The organism is Lysinibacillus sp. JNUCC 51, assembly GCF_015999525.1.
Classification (GTDB): domain Bacteria; phylum Bacillota; class Bacilli; order Bacillales_A; family Planococcaceae; genus Lysinibacillus; species Lysinibacillus xylanilyticus.
Genome location: NZ_CP065545.1, coordinates 2658707 through 2677100 on the forward strand (window position 1 = coordinate 2658707; position 18394 = coordinate 2677100).

The following is an 18394-nucleotide window of genomic DNA, read 5'->3' on the forward strand; positions in this document are numbered from 1 at the left end:
ATTCAATTCTTTGTTAAAACATGCTCTTTCTATTTGTCTTTTTTCAAGCCTTTATTATGGCGACACTGCTAAATTTTTAAAGTTGCGAGTTAGGGCATAATTGACAAGAAACTTTCAGTAAAGGAAGTTGCAGCTACATTGAATATCACAGAGGCAGAACTACGATATCATAATTTAAATAAGGAAATAATAAATAAAAAATATTCAAAAGTTTCATTAGATAAAAATGAGGAAAAAGCGACTATTATTGAATACATAGTTGCTTTTATTAATAATAAGAAGGATAGTGAACAGCAAATATTTGCCCGCGAAATATATAAATCCATTGGCAGATCTCCAAATTATATAAAGAGAAATTTTCCTGATATTGCTGAGCAGATTTCAAATTTAGTTAAGGAAAGTAAATCTAAACAAAAGGAGATAAGGAGAATGAATTTAGTAAGGGTAATTATAGAAATTTACAAAGAATATGGGGAAGTTGATATGATCCTTCTTAGTCAAAATCTTGGTATTTCTGTAAAGACTCTAAAAACTGGCCAAGGGATTTATAAAGGACTAGGGCAATTAAATAAGAAAGACAATAGCTGAATTTCAGGAGGATCAATAGAAATGGTTTATGACAGCTATTATTATAATTTATTCGGATAATGACAATAGTAATTATAAAATATGACAAACTTATATTATAAAAAGAGGTAAATACATACCTATTTAGTGAAAGCATTAATTATAATTCACATCGCTTGTGTGTCGAATGATAGTCGAATACTGGAATTCAACTATATAAATGAAAGTCGAATAAATAAAAACAAACTTATGACTCGATCCATTCCCCATGGGTCGAGTTTTTTATTGCGAATATTTTAATGAATGTCAAAATCAAAAGGATATATAAGTAACAGTAATAATATAATTAAAAACAATACGTATTTATCGCAAAACGATAAATGATGTGTTAAATTTATTATGTTATTAAATAAGTGAGGTGCTTAATATGAATGTTAAACGAGGTTCAACAACTTTTTTAAAGGTAATTATTTTTCTGGCTGGAATTGCAGTTCTTGCTTTATGTATATTTTTAGTACCCAATTTGGCGAATTTTGCATCAAATTTGTATCCAAATATTGCCCCAATGAAATATCTCATTTTCATCGTGATGTATGGATCGGCTGTGCCTTTTTACTTTGCTCTCTATCAGGCTTTTAATCTTTTACGGTACATTGACGAGAACACAGCGTTCTCGGAATTATCTGTAAAGTCGTTAAAGAACATAAAGGCCTGTGCGATCATAATTAGTGGTTTGTATGTATTAGGTCTGCCACTCTTCCATTTTATAGCGAAAAAAGTTGATCCTCCTATTGGAATAATGGGATTCATCATCATTTTTGCTTCGTTGATTATCGCTGTCTTTGCTGCTATTCTCCAACGGCTTCTACAAGAAGCGATAAATATAAAATCAGAAAATGATTTGACGGTCTGAGGTGGATGATATGGCAATTATTATTAATATCGATGTGATGTTAGCAAAACGAAAAATGAGCGTAACGGAGCTTTCGGAAAGGGTTGGAATTACTATGGCGAATCTTTCTATTCTGAAAAATGGGAAAGCAAAAGCGGTTCGTTTTTCAACATTAGAAGCGATATGTAAGACTTTGGATTGTCAGCCAGGCGATATTTTAGAGTACAAAGGTGACGAAGACACTCAATAAAAAGACAACTAATTTCTTTAACCTCTTTGGGTCTTGCCCTTAAGAGGTTATTTTTGCTTTTCTAAAAGTCATAAATTAGGAGGTGTTATTGATATTTAGAGTAGTTAATAATAAAACTTTTTATCTAAACCAACATCCTTTGTGATATATTTCTAAGTATTGGCTTTTAGGAAGGAAGTAAGTGAAACGGCAGTTACAAGTCTTTCCGGCGGATGTCATGGGATCGGAAAGGAGTTCTTAAAGGAAGGTAGCCTAAAATCATCGCATTCATGCGACAACGGCTAACTGACCTGCATCGGAGCTGTGTTGCCGCTGCCGCTACGCTTTCGCGCAAAAAACATCTGTCGCTGTCGCTACGCTTTTGCGCAAAAAACATCTGTCGCTGTCGCTACGCTTTCGCGCAAAAAACATCTGTTGTTACCGCTGCGTTAAGCCTAAGCACAAAGCCGATTCCGGGACGCAATTATGCCGAGGCATAATTGATATGTATTGAAGTAAAGGGGAAAAATATGAGGAAAAAAGTTATTTTATCATTAATGTTAATGACATTTCTTTCTGCTGTAGAAGGAACAATTATTAGTACAGCAATCCCCCGTATAACGAGTGATTTGTCAGGTGTCGAACTTGTAAGTTGGGTATATGCAATTTATATGCTTGCTACAGCTGTTTCGACGCCAATATACGGGAAACTGGCTGATTTATTCGGTCGTAAAAAAGTTTTACTTATCGGAGCTACAATATTCTTAGTCGGCTCTGCACTTTGCGGTGTTGTGACATCAATGGAACAGCTCATCGTCTTTCGTGCCCTTCAAGGTCTAGGTGCTGGCGCTATTATGCCAATAACAATGACAATCATTGGTGACTTATATAGCGAAGTGAAAGACCGTGCAAAAGCACAGGGTTGGATTAGTGCTGTTTGGGGCGTTTCTGGTGTAATCGGACCATTAGTTGGAGGATTTTTAGTTGATTCTCTTTCTTGGCGCTACATCTTCTTCTTAAACGTTCCATTTGGAATTATCGCTTGCTTGATGATCGTAATTTATTATAAAGAATCTATGGAGCCTGCTAAGCATCATATCGACTATCTTGGTGCAACAGTATTCTCATTAAGTACAATCGCTCTACTTTACGCGTTATTAACAGGTAGCAGTAAGCAAAATTGGGGGGACATTACAATTATTAGTCTCTTAATCTTTGCAGCTGTCTCATTCATTATTTTCTTATTTATTGAGAAAAAATCTCCGGAACCATTAATTCCGCTGGCGCTTTTCTCTAACCGTACATTATCTATTATAAACATACTAACTCTTATTTCTGGTGCAATGATTATTAGTATTACAATGTATCTTCCAATTTGGAGCCAAGGTGTACTAGGGAAAAATGCGACAGACGCCGGACTCATTTTAATGCCACTTCCTGTTATGTGGACATTTGGCACTATTTTTTCTGGTAAGTTAGTTGGTAACTTAAAAACGAAACAAATCATTCTACTTGGAGCAAGCGTTCTATCAGTAGCTACCTTTTCGCTATTTTCATTGTCAACAGAGTCCCCAGCATTCCTTATTTATGTTGCAGTCGGATTATTCGGCTTAGGGATGGGGCTTATTGTACCTATTTACATGGTAACAATTCAATCGTCTGTTCCAAGTCATACGCGTGGGACAGCAATTGGCTTAAACACATTTATCAATACGTTTAGTCAAACATTAGGTGCTGCAGTTTTCGGGGCGGTTTTCAACACGATGATTCATGCACACGGTATTAAAAATCTTGATCTTGTAACTTCTGGTGGACATGAAGGAACTACAGCAAACGTAGTAACCAAATCACAAGAGGCATTAGCTTCAAGTGTACATTCCATATATATGAGTACTTTTATATTAGCACTGGCAACTTTAGTAATTGTTTGGTTGTTATTAAAGCCATCCACACAAAATAGTGAACAATAAAAAGTAATTACTATAAAAATAGGCTATGAAGAGATTAATATGCTCCCTATTAGGTGGACAGTTTAAAAAATAAAATTTGTTTATCTAAGGGGGTATTTTTTATATACGCAGGTGTTAAGCTCAACCCAGTTACCGCAAATCAAGACCAAATAGTAAGGGTCAACTGGGCTTTAATGTAGGAAAAATTACATAAACAGAAAAGAATCCATTTTATCTTTTTTCAAAATGGATTCTTTTATTTGTTGTAAGGGTCACTATGAAAGCGGAATCCTCATATTTTAAAAATTAGTAGGACTTAACTTAATAAAAATACTACCAAATAAAATCTTTATTAGGCCATCTATTACAAAAAAGACATCTAGACTTACGTTAGTAATAATTAATCCTATTAATGCATTGATTATTAAACCGATTGATAGAAAGAGCATTAATTTCCCATGTACCGGAATAAAAGGTAAGAAATGAACGCCGACAGCTAAAATAATTAATAGCCAGCAAGTTCTATAATCATCGGCAAAAAATTGAAAACTAATAAAAACTAAAATGGCTAATAAAAAAATTGAAAAATTAGACCACTTTTTTTGTTCTATTGTACCAGGACCGACTGCTAACTTCTCCCTGGTTTTAGGGTTTAATTGCCAAATCATACCTAGTACATAAGCAATGGTAAAGGGCCAAATATTTGGATAGCCATTATATTTAATTAACAGTAAGAACATTGCAATGCCAGCAATTATTAGCCAAATCCCATTAATCTTTTGTCTAGGGTATTTGTAATCGTGTGTTTCCATACTATTCTCCATTCTCTATTCTCTTTATCCTCGAATAATAGATTTCTAGAATAATATATCAGACTGAAATGGATTTTTTTGTCGCAATCTGTCGAAGTGAGAAATATATTGGTTTTAAAAAGTTATCCTTTTCTTCGATAAATAATATGGTTCATAAGATATTTTTAACAATACTATATTTCAAAATCCAAACGACCCTCCACTTTTAGCTAAAGTAATTAACTTTGCTAATTCATCGTTTGATATAATCGCTTCAACATGTTTCGTTTTCATCTATTCACCCCTTGCTGTGATATTTTTAAATCTTTCGTTAATTAATCTTCAGTCTCACCTTCTACATAAAATTATCTACTATTTACTGGATGTTATGTATAATTAGCACTAATATATTAGGAATAAATTACCTAACTAACCAATGGTGTGTTAACATTACCTTATTTTTAGCATTTATTTATTGGAATTATAGTAATATCATTGTATTGTAAAGCAAAATTTGATTGGGAAATATAGCCCTGGTAAGTTTGGAAGATAGCTTTACATATAATTTTTTTTGTAATAAATATATTATTTTCGAAAACTTATTATACATATTTTAAAAATTAATAGAGCGATAATATTGTTTTCGCAGAATAATTTAATTTTACTAAAGTTCTGGAGGAATAAAATAATGGCAAAGCAAAACAAAGGTCGTAAATTTTTCGCAGCTACAGCTACAGCAGCTCTAGTAGCATCAGCAATCGTACCAGTAGCATCAGCTGCTGAATTTAAAGATGCAGATAGCATTTCATCTTGGGCAAAAGAAGCTGTACAATTTTTAACTGACAAAGGTTTCATCCAAGGCGATGAAAAAGGAAACTTCAACCCAGCTGGCACTCTTAATCGTGCAGAAGCTGCTGAAATTTTATCAAAAGCATTAGATTTAAAACCTACAGGAACAGAAGATTTTTCTGATGTAAATGAAAATGACTGGTTCTACAACGCAGTGCTTGCAACTTCACCAGAATTATTTGACGGTATGGGCAATGGTAAATTTGAACCTAAAGCTCAATTAACAAGAGAACAAGCTGCTAAAGTTATCGTGCAAGGTTACCAATTAACAGGTAAAGCAGATCTTAGCCAATTCTCAGATGCTTCTAATGCTTCTAAATGGGCTGTATCTTACTTAGAAACAGCTGTTGAAAACGGAGTAATCAACGGTAAAGGTTCATTATTAGCACCACAAGATAAAATTAGCCGTGAAGAATTTGCCACTATGGTAAAACGTACAATTGATGCAGTTACAAATGTAACACCAGCTGTAGCATCTGTAAAAGGACTTAATGCGAAGGAACTTGAAGTAAAGTTCAACACAGCTGTTGATAAAAAAGACGCTGAATTGACAACAAACTATGCTATCACAGGTGTAGCTATCACGAAAGCAACAGTATCTGAAGACGGTATGACTGTTATTTTAACAACTGATAAAGAGTTAAAATTAACTAATGATAAAGTTACTGTAAAACCAATCAAAACGAAAGCAGATGCTAAAGTTCTAACTGAAGAGTTTAACAAATTACTAACATTTGCAGACACAACTCCTGTAAGCGTTAATTCTGTTGAAGCAAAAGGTACTGAAGCAGTAATCACTTTCGATGAGCCTGTACAAAGCGCAGGAACAGTAAGCTTAAATGGTGTTGAGCTTTCAAAAGATCGCTATGAATTAGCTGGTAAAACATTAAAAATCAAAGGCTTAACTGCTGAACAAACTTATAAAGTGGACGTTGTTGGCGCAATTGACTTCGCTAACAATATTGCTAACCCAATTGCTGTTAACTTCACAGTTGCTAAAGCTGACGTTGATAGTTCAAAACCAACTGTTTCTACAGCAGTGAACGGTACAGAAATCACTTTTGATTTCTCAGAAGAATTAAAGAAACAAAACATTGATGGAACTGAAGCGTATGCAAAAGTAACTGTTGGAGAAACTACTTTCTTCTTAACAGATAAAGAGATTAAAGATGCTGAAGATAAAACAGTATTCACTATTGATGCAAAAGATGCATTAGGTACAAATTCATTTATTAATGCAGACATTAAAGTAGTTAAAGGGTACAAAGATTTAGCTGGTAACGAGGGAGATGCATTTGAGTTCAATGCTACTCTATCTAAGGATTTAACTCCTGCTACACTTGTAACAGCTTCTTCTAAAATGTTAGTAGCTGATGATGTGAATTCTACTAAAGACGTAGATGCTTTATACCTTACTTTCAGTGAACCTGTAACAGTAGATGGAAAATTAACTCTTAAAACTCAAAATGGTATTGCTTACACTGCTGGGAAAACAACAGCGGTAAAAGCTGATGCTGGTTTCGACGTGGATGGTAACGGTAAAATTGAGGGTGCTGAGAAAAACACAGTGAAAGTTGACATTGATTTAGATAGCAATTCAACATATACATTTGAATTATCTGCTAAAGCAGTTAAAGATATGGCTGGCAATGTGACTGCAGATACAATTACATTCAATGTTACAACTGGAACGTTCGAATCTAAACCTGAAACAACTACAGATTCATTAGTATTTGGAGCAACACCAGTTGTGGTAACAGATAACAATGTATTTACTGTTGAATACGCTGCAGATGTGACTGCAACAGCAACAACAGCTGCTAACTACACACTTGGAGGAAAAGAACTTCCAGCAGGAACTCAACTTCAATTTGTAGATGGTACTAAGAAAGTAAGATTCACTTTACCAGAAGGCTCTATCATTGCTAATGGTCCTTATGTACTTGAAGCTAAAAATGTTGTAGATACAAAAGGGAACACACTTAAAAATGGTAAAGCTACAACTACAGTAACACTTAAAGAAAATGTTGCACCTGTAGCTTCTAAAGTAACTGTAAAAGATAGCAAAACATTTATCGTAGACTTCACTGAAAGTATTACTGACCAAGCTACTGTAACAGGTTTAACAGTTAAGATTGCTGGTTCAACTGTAAAACCTACTACTGCTACTGTTACTGGTGGTAAACTTACTGTGACAACTAAAGATGATTTTGCTACAACAGATAGCATTGTAGTTGAGTTCAAATCAACTAACCTAGTTGATGCGAATAACAATAAAGTTAAAGACGGTTCTGTTTCAAACTAATAAGTTTGTAATGTAAACCTTTCAATTAGAAAAGCCTTGTGGAGATATCTCTACAAGGTTTTTTTTTTGCACTATATCAGGATTAATCTACATATGAAATGATAAGTATTCCGAGGTTTTTTTCAGGTTGATACAAAATTGTAAATATTTTCATGTTTAGTATAAAATAGAGCGGTGGTGTATGTTATAATTTCAATCGATGTTTATTCAGAAAATAAGATCAAGGGGGAGAAGATAATATGATGAAAAAAATATTGAAACTTACGAGTGCTGCGTTGCTTGGCGCTTCATTGATGCTGACAACAGTGGTGCCAATGATTCATGCGGAGGAGCAATCATCTCCACTATCACCATCGATAAGTAATCGGGTTATTGAAACCTTAGTCGAAGGTGAAAAATACGGAATTTATCCAACTACATGGTATGATGAAGACTTCCATAAAGAAATTTCTACGGACAAGGTAAAAGAATTGCTGGCATTAACGGAAAAGAAAATTGCTTCACTGGGCTTAGCGGAAAATAAAAACTATAAGCCAGTGATAGTGAAGAACGATAACACACGCGGTGATATTGTAATGCGCCTGTATAATATCGTTGCACGCTATGATTTACCTGTCGGCACGGATGCCATTAAATTTATGAAAGATCATAACATATTACAAGGTTATTCAAACGGACTGCAGTTAGAGTATAAGGCAACGACGCAACAGGCTGTTCTACTAGCTTCTCGATTGATTAAGGTTACATATGAACTTGCAGATCAAGGAGCGAAGGGGGTAGCCTGGGTAGTAGAGGATGAGGATACGATTGTGTATTTACTGGGCTCCATTCACCTAGGTACACCGGACTTATATCCATTCGATCAAAAACTAGTGAAGGCGTTCGATAAAGCTGATGCCCTATTAGTAGAGGCAAATATTCTAGATACAAAAGAGCTTGATTATTATGTGGAAAAGGCAATGTATTCAGATGGTTCAACACTGAAAGATGCTGTTGCTCCAGAAACATATGCGAAGCTTGAAAAAGTTGCAAAGCTATATAGTCTCCCTATGGAACAACTAACATTACAAAAGCCTTGGATGCTGTCGAGCACGTTATCTATGCTGGCAATGGATAATTCCTTTGGTATGACGCCACAAGAAATGACGAAGCACGGTATTGATATGTACTTTTTATTAAATGCAGATTTGCAGAAAAAGCCAGTGATTGAATTAGAAGGTATGAAAGCACAAGTTGATATGTTTAACGCATTATCACTGGAAGCACAGGAACAGTCTTTAGTTGCTGTGTTGGATAGCATCATCAATCCATCTGAAGAAAACCAATCCAAAGTCCTTCAAGAGTGGTTTACAAGTTGGAAGCAGGGGAACGTTGAAGAGTTTGCAAAAAGCTTCCAAGCGATGAAAGGCGGACCATCAGAGTACAATGAAATGCTATTTGGTTTACGAGATGAACAAATGGCAAAGAAAATCACGAATGTACTTAAAGAGAAAAAAGGTACGTACTTTGTTGTTGTTGGTTCAGGTCACTTCTTAGGTGAGAAAAGCATTCGCTATTATTTGGATAAAAATGGGTATAAAGTAAAGCCGTTCTATCAATAAAGTAAAAACTGTCACACTGTAAGCCATACTCCTGCACTTGACGTGGTTAAAAGGGCAAATGCGCTCTTCTTAGTAAAAATTAGTGTACATATAAACATAAAAAAAATACAAACTAATTTTAACGTCAAAATTTTAGGAGGTTACAGTGGCTAATTCAAGACAATCGAAACCGGATGATAGATCCAATAACGTTGAACGAATTCGTGATATCGTTAAGAACACGGAAGAAAAACTTCATGAAGCGGAAATTAGTTTGGAATTTGCAGACCCTATGCAAAGTGAAATGATTAAAGAAAAAAATAAGCGACGTCAAAAGTCAATTGAAGGATTAAAAGAAGAAATGAAAGATGAAATGGCGGCACGTAAAAAAGGAGAAGTATAGTTGGGGATTTAGGAAAAAGAACTAACTTATCTTCATCTTTCTAATGATAAAAAGTGCTTGTCTACAAAAGCAGATGGTTTAGAAGTTCTATAAAGGACCTCTATATTGCCATCTGCTTTTATTATGAGTGTAAATGACTTATTACATTCCATTTTAGAACAAGGATTATCAACACATGTGGACTTACAGCAATTGTTGTATATTTTAAATACCGTTACTTTGGATTTACGACAAAAAGGGATACACCAATGGGATTACCCTTGGGATCACAATAAAATTGCAAATCAAATATAGAATAATTTCTGTTACGTTTTATTAGTAGATAAAAAAATAATAGGAACCTTTTGTATAAATGAAATAGATAATATCAATGAGTTCCCAGTAGAGCTAAAAAGTAAATATTTATCTCAGATTGCTATATTACCGGAATTTCAAGGAAGGAATTTTGGTTCCTCAATAACACAATTTGCTTGTTCTTTTGTAAAAGGATTAAAAAAAGCACTAAATTTAGATTGTTGGGCTGGAAATGAAAAGTTAAAAGAGTTTTATTCAAGGAATGGTCTGGAATATATCGGGGACTTTCTGGAAGCAGACTATTACATTAGTATTATTAAATATAGCTAAATACATATATCTATCTAACATCTGTAATTTGCCCTTTTAAAATTAAATATCGATAAAATTTGAACCTTGCATTTTGACCAATATATTTCAAAATGCGGGGTTTCTTTATGAATAGAAGCTTTCTCTTCTATTGTGGTTGTGAATAACAAAGTTTGCAAAAATAATTCTATGTCAAAATGAATGTATTTACCAAAAAAGATGAACCTTTTCCAATAGTCATTTGTTTATAAAGTATAACGCATAGAAAGGAGTGCCTTGGAGTGACAGAGCGAGAATTATTCGATTCTTATAACAAGGATGTATACCGCACATGTTATTACATGCTACGGAACGCACAAGATGCGGAAGATCTCTGCCATGACGTATTTATCACCGTTTTTCGTCAGGATTGGCAAAGCGTTGAGCATACGCGTGCCTGGATCATGCGCATCGCAATGAACCATTGCTTAAACTTGCTAAAACGGAATCAGACTCAGCGGGATAAGCAGAGTCAAGTTCAATGGCTTCATGAGCAGGCCACATCATCAATTAAATCCGTAGACACTATTGTAGTAGAAAAGGCAGTTGAGGAAGAATGGGAGGAACTGCTGAAGCAGCTGCCAGACAAATTGATGGCTGTTGTTACCCTCCGTTATATCGGTGAGCTATCCATGGTAGAGATTGCTGAAACCCTGCAGATTCCTGTGGGTACAGTGAAGTCGAGACACCATAAGGCATTGAAAATCATGCGCAAAAAACTTGAACACAATAACAACTTATGGTTGAAAGGAGAGAACCAATATGGAACGCATTGAAAATAAGGTTAAAAACCAAATGAAGGAATCAAATAATGTCGATTACCCTGACTTTGATCAGATGTGGAGCAGTATACAGCAGGACGAGCTAAAGGTCGCTGGCGGTGAACCAGTCGAGCTCCGTTATCGAAAGCGAAAGCGCTTTGCATTGGTTGCAGGGCTATCTGTAGCTTTAATGGCTACACCCGTTTATGCAGCTCTGAATTATGATTGGTCCAGCATGCTTTCGCATAGGGAAGGTATTCAATCCGCATTAGAGCAGGGCTTAGGTCAATCGATTGAGCAATCCGTTACAAAGGAGGGTGTCACGTTAACAGTTCATACGGCGTTTATAGACGAGAACAGAACCGTATTACTGTATAGTTTGAAACCTGAAACATCCCAAGATGTTAAGGATGTAAAGGATATAGATTTTAAACTTATCGGACTAAAAGATTCGAAGGGCAACTTTATTGAAGGGAATTATTGGAACGAGTGGGATGAGGAGCATGGTGAATACCAGGGATATTTTGAGACGGACTGGGTTGCCGAAGGGCAGACGACCGATGTTGAGTTTATAATGGAGAATATCCAATTCATCGGCAATAAGAAGCAGTCCATCAGCTATAATCCTAATGACTCTACTACACAAGTGTTCCCAATTCAAAAAGATGGGGTGGATAGCGTGACCTTACAGTCTTTTGAACAATCTGAAGGTAAAGTTCTCCTAAAATCAGACGTTACGTTTACGGATACTGAAATCCCGTACAGAGGGGTAGAATTCGAGGCAATCAATAATGTGGGTGAATCTGTTAAACAAATGAAAGGTACTTCTTCTTCATACCGTGACGGAGGAGCAAACGTCGATCAACTATTCAAGTCTGACACCTTACGTGAAGAAGGAACTAAATTCCAAATCTCTTATGAGCATATACTAAAAACAAAAGAAAGCACTTGGAGCACAAATATGAATCTTTCCAAAAAACAGTTGGAAAATGGGTCATATAAGCAAGTGCTAGACATCCCTATGGGAAATGTTCCTAACACGAAAATCCATGAAATGAAGGTTACACCAACCCAAGTTCGTTTAATTCTTACTCAAGATCAAGATATGTACGAAACTATTCCTTTTAAGGAGTATCAACTGGATGTAGGTGGAACTTTGTTAAATGCTAGGGATGTACATCTTGGTAAAAACCCTAACGAAACAGAGCTACGCTTTGAAGTAAAAGGGCTGAATGTGGCTTCTCTGGATAATCAGCCTGTAACCTTCGTCGCGAAGCACCGTGTTGATGCAATTAGGGGAGACGACAATCCAATCCGTTTGACTGACATATCAGTAAAACCTCAAAGCTTAACGTCTAGCATTGCGGGGTATCCAATCACATGGACTTATTATTTGAAGGACAATAACCTCTATGTGGAATCCTTGAGCTCAGACCCAGAGTTTGCTAGAGTTAATCAAACCTATTATCTGGACGGCGATAATGGACCTATCTTTGGGAAACCGGACCTGATGGGTATACTTGAAGATGGAAGTAATAAAGCTATGGATGTGTATGAAAATTTCGATAAGAAAGAGCTAGATATTTACATTGAAAAGTATTTAATCGACAAGCCAAACGAGGAGCTTCGGATTCCGCTTAAGTCTGGAAAATGACCTGCATATGTAAGTCGATAAGCACAGGAGAACTTAACTTTTTCTAGCATTCCAACACATTGATAACCATCTATCAAAAAATGATAGATGGTTATTGTATTTCTAGGGGGCATAAAAACAATTATGCTTGTAAAGTTTGAGAGTTAAATCACTAGTTTTATTTTCTTGATATAATAATTATGCAATGCTGCCCTCAATAGGTTGAATACTTTAACAGCTTTGTGGTTAATCTTATAGAAGGGAATTATATAATAATCCAAGTACTTTAAAGGTTATCAGCCCAAGGGCAATCTAATTTTCAAGTATTGCATAATCCCTTTAATAGAAGGATATTGATGAACAATTTATAAAGATGCAATGAATTGTTATGTCAAATAATAGGGTATAGTTTATTTAGAGTTTAACTTCAAAATTGAATTATTTGTTAATTTCTCTCTCATTTTACCATTAGTATACAAAATAATGGTATGCTATATCACGATAATAGTTTATGGAGGCGGTAATATGTATTACAGTAATGGTAATTATGAAGCTTTTGCACGTCCTAAAAAACCAGTAGGTGTTGATGAGAAATCAGCTTATCTTGTTGGTTCGGGACTTGCTTCACTTTCAGCCGCATGCTTTTTAATTCGTGATGGCCAAATGAAAGGTGAAAATATTCATATTCTCGAAGAACTAGATATCTCAGGAGGTAGCCTTGATGGTATTTTAAATCCGACAAGAGGCTTTATTATTCGTGGTGGTCGTGAAATGGAAGATCATTTCGAATGCCTATGGGATCTATTCCGCTCAATTCCATCTTTAGAAGTAGAAAATGCATCTGTTTTAGATGAATTTTATTGGTTAAATAAAGAGGATCCTAACTATTCAAAATGTAGATTGATTGAAAATAGAGGTCAAAGACTTGAGGATGATGGCAAGTTTACATTATCTGATAAAGCATCTGAAGAAATGATTAAATTATTCTTTACTCCTGAAGAGAAACTAGATGATGTGAAAATTACAGATGTTTTTTCTGAAGAGTTCTTTGAATCGAACTTCTGGCTATATTGGTCTACGATGTTTGCTTTTGAAAAATGGCATTCAGCAATGGAAATGCGCCGCTATATTATGCGCTTCATTCATCATGTTGGGGGTCTTCCTGATTTATCTGCATTGAAATTTACAAAATATAATCAGTACGAATCTTTAGTACTTCCTATGATTAAATATTTAGAAAGTCATAATGTTGATTTCCAGTTTAATACTGTTGTAGAGAATGTTTTAGTTGATAAAGTTGGCGATAAAAAAGTAGCACATACTTTAGTGTTAAAACAAAATGGTGTGAAAAAGAATATTGAGCTAACAGAAAATGAATTAGTGTTTGTTACAAATGGTAGTATTACAGAGAGTACAACTTATGGTGACAATAATACGCCAGCTCCTGTAAGTACTGATTTAGGAGGAAGCTGGTCACTTTGGAAAAACATCGCTTCCCAAGATTCTGAGTTTGGTAAACCAGAAAAATTCTGCGATAATATTCCGGAGGAAAGTTGGTTCGTTTCAGCGACACTTACTACATTAGATGATCGAGTTGCTCCGTATATTGAAAAGATTAGTAAAAGAGATCCATATGCAGGCAAGGTAGTTACAGGTGGTATTGTAACTGCTACAGATTCTAATTGGATGCTAAGCTATACGTTGAACCGACAACCTCATTTTAAAAATCAACCAAAAGACCAATTAGTAGTTTGGATTTATGGTTTACTTTCTAATAAACCAGGTGATTTTATTAAAAAGAGTATCACTGAATGTTCTGGGATTGAGATAGCACAAGAGTGGTTATACCATATGGGTGTACCTGTAGACGAGATACCGGATATAGCACAAAATTCTTGTAATACAATTCCATGTTACATGCCTTATATAACATCTTACTTCATGCCTAGAGCAATGGGAGATCGTCCTTTAGTTGTCCCTAATGGATCTGCTAACTTAGCCTTCATTGGGAACTTTAGTGAAACAGAAAGAGACACAGTATTCACAACTGAATATTCAGTAAGAACGGCGATGGAAGCAGTTTATCAATTATTAGATATTGATCGAGGCGTTCCAGAAGTATTTGCATCTACTTTTGACATTCGTACTTTATTATCTTCAACTGCTCGTTTACTTGATGGTAAGAAATTAACAGATGTAGATGCTCCATTTATATTAAAACAAATAGGTAAATTTGGTATTCATAAAACGAAAGACACAATCATCTATGATTTATTAAAAGAAAGTAAATTGATTTAAAGATAAAAAGCTGATTCAAATTGAATCAGCTTTTTTTTATATGTGCGCCCGGCATGCGTATGAACTATAGGGTGCAAGTCCCGAACCCCGAAGACAGAAGTAGAGGTTAGCCAAGAGCAAGGGTGTCCGTGGCGACGCGGAATCTGAAGGAAGCTGGAGGCAAAACACCGGTCCGAGGAACACGAACCTCATAGTAGGCTAGGTATGATTGGATGAGTGTGCATAACAACACAAAATCCTTTCTGTCGAAGGTCATATCGAGTAAATGAGGCGGATAGATGGTGTGAAAGTGCATACGCTTACCCGGGGAGGTCTGATGGAAACGTGAAGTACCCTTCATAACCTGCTTGATGACAAGTAGCTGAACCATCAGAAGTCAGCAGAGGTCATAGTACCGTTAACATGGGAAGGACCGAACCATGAAGGAGTGTGGAATAAACTCAAATTTCACTTATTCGATGAAGCAGACAATCCAAAGATGGACTTATTTAGTGGAAGAAATGGTGAATCCCATGGGAGACATTAAGAGGGCTGAGAATACAAGTGGCAAGGAGAGACCGAAAAGCACAACGAATAGGGAGATACAAAATCGCTGTTCGTCAGACTACATGGAACCGCCGTATACGGATCCGTACGTACGGTGGTGTGAGAGGTCGGGAGTTAATCACTCCCTCCTACTCGATTAAATAGTGAATTTTTTCATTTCGTCTCTTAAAGCATCAGCAATAGCATTTAGATCCTTAGCTTTTTCAGAGACAGTCTCGATGCTTTTAAGCTGTTCATTTGCAGAAGCGGAAACTTGTTCTGTTCCAGCAGAGGTTTCTACTGCAGAAGCAGATATACTTTGTACGGCACTAATAATTTGCTCCTTGCGTTCATCCATCTCATGAGATAAATGTTTCACCTCTTGTGCCACTTCACTCGTTTGATCTAGAGCTACCTTTATTGTATTAAAGATTTCACTAGTATCCTTTGTAGCTTTTGCATTTTGTTCGACAATGCTAAGGCTTGTGCTGATTTCCTGCACAGCACTTTTAGAAATATCCTGAATTGCAGAGATTTTATTCTTAATATCCTCAGTAGCATTAGATGTCTGTTCCGATAATTTTCGAATTTCATCCGCAACAACCGCGAAACCTTTACCGGCTTCACCTACGCGAGCTGACTCAATGGAAGCATTTAGAGCCAATAAATTAGTTTGAGTTGCGATGTCTGTAATTGTATTGACAATACTTGATATATCAGATGAAGTTTTATCTACTTCTTGAACGATGTTACTTACCTGCTGTGAAGATTCGCGATTTTTCTCTGACCAAATAGAAAGTTGTTTGACAGTTTCTACACCTTGATTACTTAAATGATCTATATCTTCTGTCATAGAAGCGATCTTCTCTGTATGCTCAATAACACGATCAATGTTTCCAGATAGTTGATTTAATTGTTCAGCACTTTTTTCTGTATCATAAGCTTGCTCTTCTGTAGCCTTTGCTACTTCATTAATGGCTGAGCTAATTTCATCAGTAGTACGTACCGTATCCTCTGCTATTTGAATAAGAATCTTTGAGGAATCTGATAGCTCGGAGCTAGTTTTATGTATATTGACGGTAACATTCTTTAATGCCGATTGCATGCCAGATATGCCTTTTGCCATAAGACCAATTTCATCTTGATGGTTTAATAGCTTCTCTAATTCTTGATTTTCGGTAAAGTCTAAGCTAGTAGTTTGATGAATGATATTTTCAAGATTCTTAATGTTAGTTACGATGCGACCAATTATCCACCACATTAAAACACCTATAATGATAAAACTCACAATACCTGTAATAATCTGATAGCCTAATACAGAGTTTGTGATAGATTGAATACCGCTTTCAGGCACCCCAATATCAATTACGCCATAAAGCTTGCCATCTTTATAGATAGGCTCCATGATGTCATATGTCCAAATACCTTGAACTTCAGCATACCATCTCGTAAATTGCTTTTTTCCGTTCTTAGCACCATCGATTGTGTATGCATCCTCATATGTTTTTCCTAATTTCTCTTTATCACTATGCGCCACTGCTTTTACATTGGTATCAATGACAATAGCATAAGTCACATTGTCTTGTTGTGCTTTTGATTCCACAAAATCTTGTAAAGATGAGATGGGATCACTCTCAGAATTTAATATAGTTTCAGCTTGCTTGGCGATTTCATAGACCTGTTCATTGGCTTTTTCAATTAAAACTTCCTTACTATTTTTGCCAACAATCCACACACCTAATACGGAATTAATTACAGATGATAATAACAGTAAACTTAATGTAAAAAACAATAATCGTCGCTTAATACTTTTGTTTTTCAAATAGTTCCCTCCTTTGAATTTTGTTGGAACTTTAAGCCTGCAAAACTCGAATTTTAAGTATAGTATTATGGAATGAAGTAGGAATGTCAATAATATATTAAGACTTAATGCTTATAATGTGGTGGACTGGGGTAAAAAGTCCTTTTATTTTATGATTAATTTCTTGAGGTTTGAACAGATAGGAAATGCCTATTTTAGAGAATGAACAGTAAGTCGTGTTAAAGCGCATAGAGAATACAGGCAATTGTCACGGAAGAAAATATAGCTTCAAAGAAGTTGTTATCGAAATTCAACTTTAAGGAAGAAGGCTGCTTAAGACAATTCGAATGCCATAGTGTTACTGGAGAATGAAAGATATGTAGATCTATAGTTATTTGCATACCGAGTATTCGAAGAAGAATATATAAGTGTTATGGTAATTTCAGATGAATTTCCAATAAAAGTGCGACAAAAACTTATTTAATGAGTTTTGTCGCATTTTTATATAGTGTTTTATTTTCCTCTATTTTCGAATATTCCTGTAAATATTATTTCCAATATGTGGTGATAACCATGAATTTTGGGAGGGAAATGAAATGGAGAAAATAAAGTTAAGTATTAATTATAGCTTAATTAGTTATATCATTATTTTTGCTGTAACCTTAGTGATCAAAGGTTTGACAGGTGCAGAACAGTATCAAAACATTTTTTCTAAAGATATTATTGAGATTTTAAAACTACTTGCAAGTGCATTTGTACAAAATATAGGAATTGCTTTACCACCCGCAATTATCATTGGTTTCATTTTTTATTTTTATATTTTTCCTAGACAATCAAGAGAGTAGATAGATCTGCATTCTTTTTTACAAAGATTCTTTAGAGTTATACGCATGAGAAGGTGAGAAAAATGCAGATTAAATTTTGGAAAAGTAAAAAGGAAAATAAGGAATGGCGAAGAGGAAATTCAAACGGGCGGCCTAAAGTGACCATAAACAAGTCGAAGTTGCTGCATTTAAAAGATGCTGGCAAAAGTAATCGAGAAATTGCACGAATACTTCGAGTTTCAGAAGCTACTATTCGGAGACGATTGAAAGATTTAGAGGGTTGATTTTCCTCTTTACTTGTAGAAGTTTTACGTATCGATTTTGTATATACGCCAGAAAGGGAGT

Annotated in this window: 15 protein-coding genes; 13 read left to right on the plus strand and 2 right to left on the minus strand. The window is 35.4% G+C overall.

Going from position 1 to position 18394, the window contains the following annotated elements:
- Positions 1–138 precede the first annotated feature (138 nt).
- The 4 genes from JNUCC51_RS12845 to JNUCC51_RS12860 all read left to right on the plus strand — a co-directional run bounded on the left by JNUCC51_RS12845 (position 139) and on the right by JNUCC51_RS12860 (position 3658).
- On the plus strand, positions 139–588 hold the full coding sequence (locus JNUCC51_RS12845; protein WP_337988379.1) for a hypothetical protein: 450 nt from the start codon (positions 139–141) through the stop codon (positions 586–588).
- Positions 589–994: 406 nt separating this feature from the next.
- Complete coding sequence (locus JNUCC51_RS12850; protein ID WP_337988380.1) at positions 995–1480, plus strand: DUF2975 domain-containing protein; 486 nt, start codon at positions 995–997, stop codon at positions 1478–1480.
- 10 nt (positions 1481–1490) lie between these two features.
- Positions 1491–1709 carry a helix-turn-helix domain-containing protein gene (locus JNUCC51_RS12855; protein ID WP_049662949.1) on the plus strand — a complete coding sequence of 73 codons (219 nt, stop codon included), beginning with the start codon at positions 1491–1493 and terminating at the stop codon, positions 1707–1709.
- Between the two features lie 509 nt (positions 1710–2218).
- Positions 2219–3658 carry an MDR family MFS transporter gene (locus tag JNUCC51_RS12860; protein ID WP_337988381.1) on the plus strand — a complete coding sequence of 480 codons (1440 nt, stop codon included), beginning with the start codon at positions 2219–2221 and terminating at the stop codon, positions 3656–3658.
- Between the two features lie 278 nt (positions 3659–3936).
- Here the strand turns inward: JNUCC51_RS12860 and JNUCC51_RS12865 are convergent, their stop codons facing one another.
- Entirely contained in the window at positions 3937–4449 is a 513-nt protein-coding gene (locus tag JNUCC51_RS12865; RefSeq protein ID WP_337992227.1) for a DUF6609 family protein, read from the minus strand.
- Positions 4450–5116: 667 nt separating this feature from the next.
- Here JNUCC51_RS12865 and JNUCC51_RS12870 point away from each other — a divergent pair.
- The 7 genes from JNUCC51_RS12870 to JNUCC51_RS12895 all read left to right on the plus strand — a co-directional run bounded on the left by JNUCC51_RS12870 (position 5117) and on the right by JNUCC51_RS12895 (position 14899).
- Entirely contained in the window at positions 5117–7582 is a 2466-nt protein-coding gene (locus JNUCC51_RS12870; RefSeq protein ID WP_337988382.1) for an S-layer homology domain-containing protein, read from the plus strand.
- A 239-nt stretch (positions 7583–7821) separates the two neighbouring features.
- A complete protein-coding gene (locus JNUCC51_RS12875; protein WP_337988383.1) occupies positions 7822–9183 on the plus strand; it encodes a TraB/GumN family protein in 1362 nt (453 codons plus the stop codon).
- Between the two features lie 145 nt (positions 9184–9328).
- Complete coding sequence (gene tlp / locus JNUCC51_RS12880) at positions 9329–9565, plus strand: small acid-soluble spore protein Tlp (RefSeq protein WP_100543426.1); 237 nt, start codon at positions 9329–9331, stop codon at positions 9563–9565.
- Positions 9566–9922: 357 nt separating this feature from the next.
- On the plus strand, positions 9923–10189 hold the full coding sequence (locus JNUCC51_RS24820; protein WP_443136999.1) for a GNAT family N-acetyltransferase: 267 nt from the start codon (positions 9923–9925) through the stop codon (positions 10187–10189).
- A gap of 260 nt (positions 10190–10449) precedes the next feature.
- On the plus strand, positions 10450–10983 hold the full coding sequence (locus JNUCC51_RS12885) for an RNA polymerase sigma factor (RefSeq protein WP_337988384.1): 534 nt from the start codon (positions 10450–10452) through the stop codon (positions 10981–10983).
- Positions 10970–12622: a DUF4179 domain-containing protein gene (locus JNUCC51_RS12890; RefSeq protein WP_337988385.1), complete on the plus strand. Its 1653-nt coding sequence runs from the start codon at positions 10970–10972 to the stop codon at positions 12620–12622. Before JNUCC51_RS12885 ends, JNUCC51_RS12890 begins: the two co-directional genes overlap by 14 nt.
- 504 nt (positions 12623–13126) lie before the next feature.
- Positions 13127–14899, plus strand: coding sequence for an oleate hydratase (locus tag JNUCC51_RS12895; protein WP_337988386.1), 1773 nt, complete (start codon positions 13127–13129; stop codon positions 14897–14899).
- Positions 14900–15581: 682 nt separating this feature from the next.
- Here JNUCC51_RS12895 and JNUCC51_RS12900 read toward each other — a convergent pair.
- A complete protein-coding gene (locus tag JNUCC51_RS12900; RefSeq protein ID WP_337988387.1) occupies positions 15582–17246 on the minus strand; it encodes a methyl-accepting chemotaxis protein in 1665 nt (554 codons plus the stop codon).
- Between the two features lie 575 nt (positions 17247–17821).
- On the opposite strand from JNUCC51_RS12900, the gene JNUCC51_RS12905 reads away from it, so the two are divergent.
- Both JNUCC51_RS12905 and JNUCC51_RS12910 read left to right on the plus strand, forming a co-directional pair.
- Positions 17822–18070, plus strand: a complete 249-nt coding sequence (locus tag JNUCC51_RS12905; RefSeq protein ID WP_337988388.1) for a hypothetical protein — start codon at positions 17822–17824, stop codon at positions 18068–18070.
- Positions 18071–18132: 62 nt separating this feature from the next.
- Complete coding sequence (locus tag JNUCC51_RS12910; protein WP_337988389.1) at positions 18133–18333, plus strand: helix-turn-helix domain-containing protein; 201 nt, start codon at positions 18133–18135, stop codon at positions 18331–18333.
- Positions 18334–18394 lie beyond the last annotated feature (61 nt).

Excerpts from the sequence above, each read along its gene's own strand:
- JNUCC51_RS12860 (WP_337988381.1), top strand. The coding sequence starts at position 2,219 with ATGAGGAAAAAAGTTATTTTATCATTAATGTTAATGACATTTCTTTCT.
- JNUCC51_RS12870 (WP_337988382.1), top strand. The coding sequence starts at position 5,117 with ATGGCAAAGCAAAACAAAGGTCGTAAATTTTTCGCAGCTACAGCTACA.
- JNUCC51_RS12855 (WP_049662949.1), top strand. The coding sequence starts at position 1,491 with ATGGCAATTATTATTAATATCGATGTGATGTTAGCAAAACGAAAAATG.
- JNUCC51_RS12910 (WP_337988389.1), top strand. The coding sequence starts at position 18,133 with ATGCAGATTAAATTTTGGAAAAGTAAAAAGGAAAATAAGGAATGGCGA.
- JNUCC51_RS12890 (WP_337988385.1), top strand. The coding sequence starts at position 10,970 with ATGGAACGCATTGAAAATAAGGTTAAAAACCAAATGAAGGAATCAAAT.
- JNUCC51_RS12865 (WP_337992227.1), bottom strand. The coding sequence starts at position 4,449 with ATGGAAACACACGATTACAAATACCCTAGACAAAAGATTAATGGGATT.
- JNUCC51_RS12875 (WP_337988383.1), top strand. The coding sequence starts at position 7,822 with ATGATGAAAAAAATATTGAAACTTACGAGTGCTGCGTTGCTTGGCGCT.
- JNUCC51_RS12850 (WP_337988380.1), top strand. The coding sequence starts at position 995 with ATGAATGTTAAACGAGGTTCAACAACTTTTTTAAAGGTAATTATTTTT.
- JNUCC51_RS12895 (WP_337988386.1), top strand. The coding sequence starts at position 13,127 with ATGTATTACAGTAATGGTAATTATGAAGCTTTTGCACGTCCTAAAAAA.
- JNUCC51_RS12905 (WP_337988388.1), top strand. The coding sequence starts at position 17,822 with ATGGAGAAAATAAAGTTAAGTATTAATTATAGCTTAATTAGTTATATC.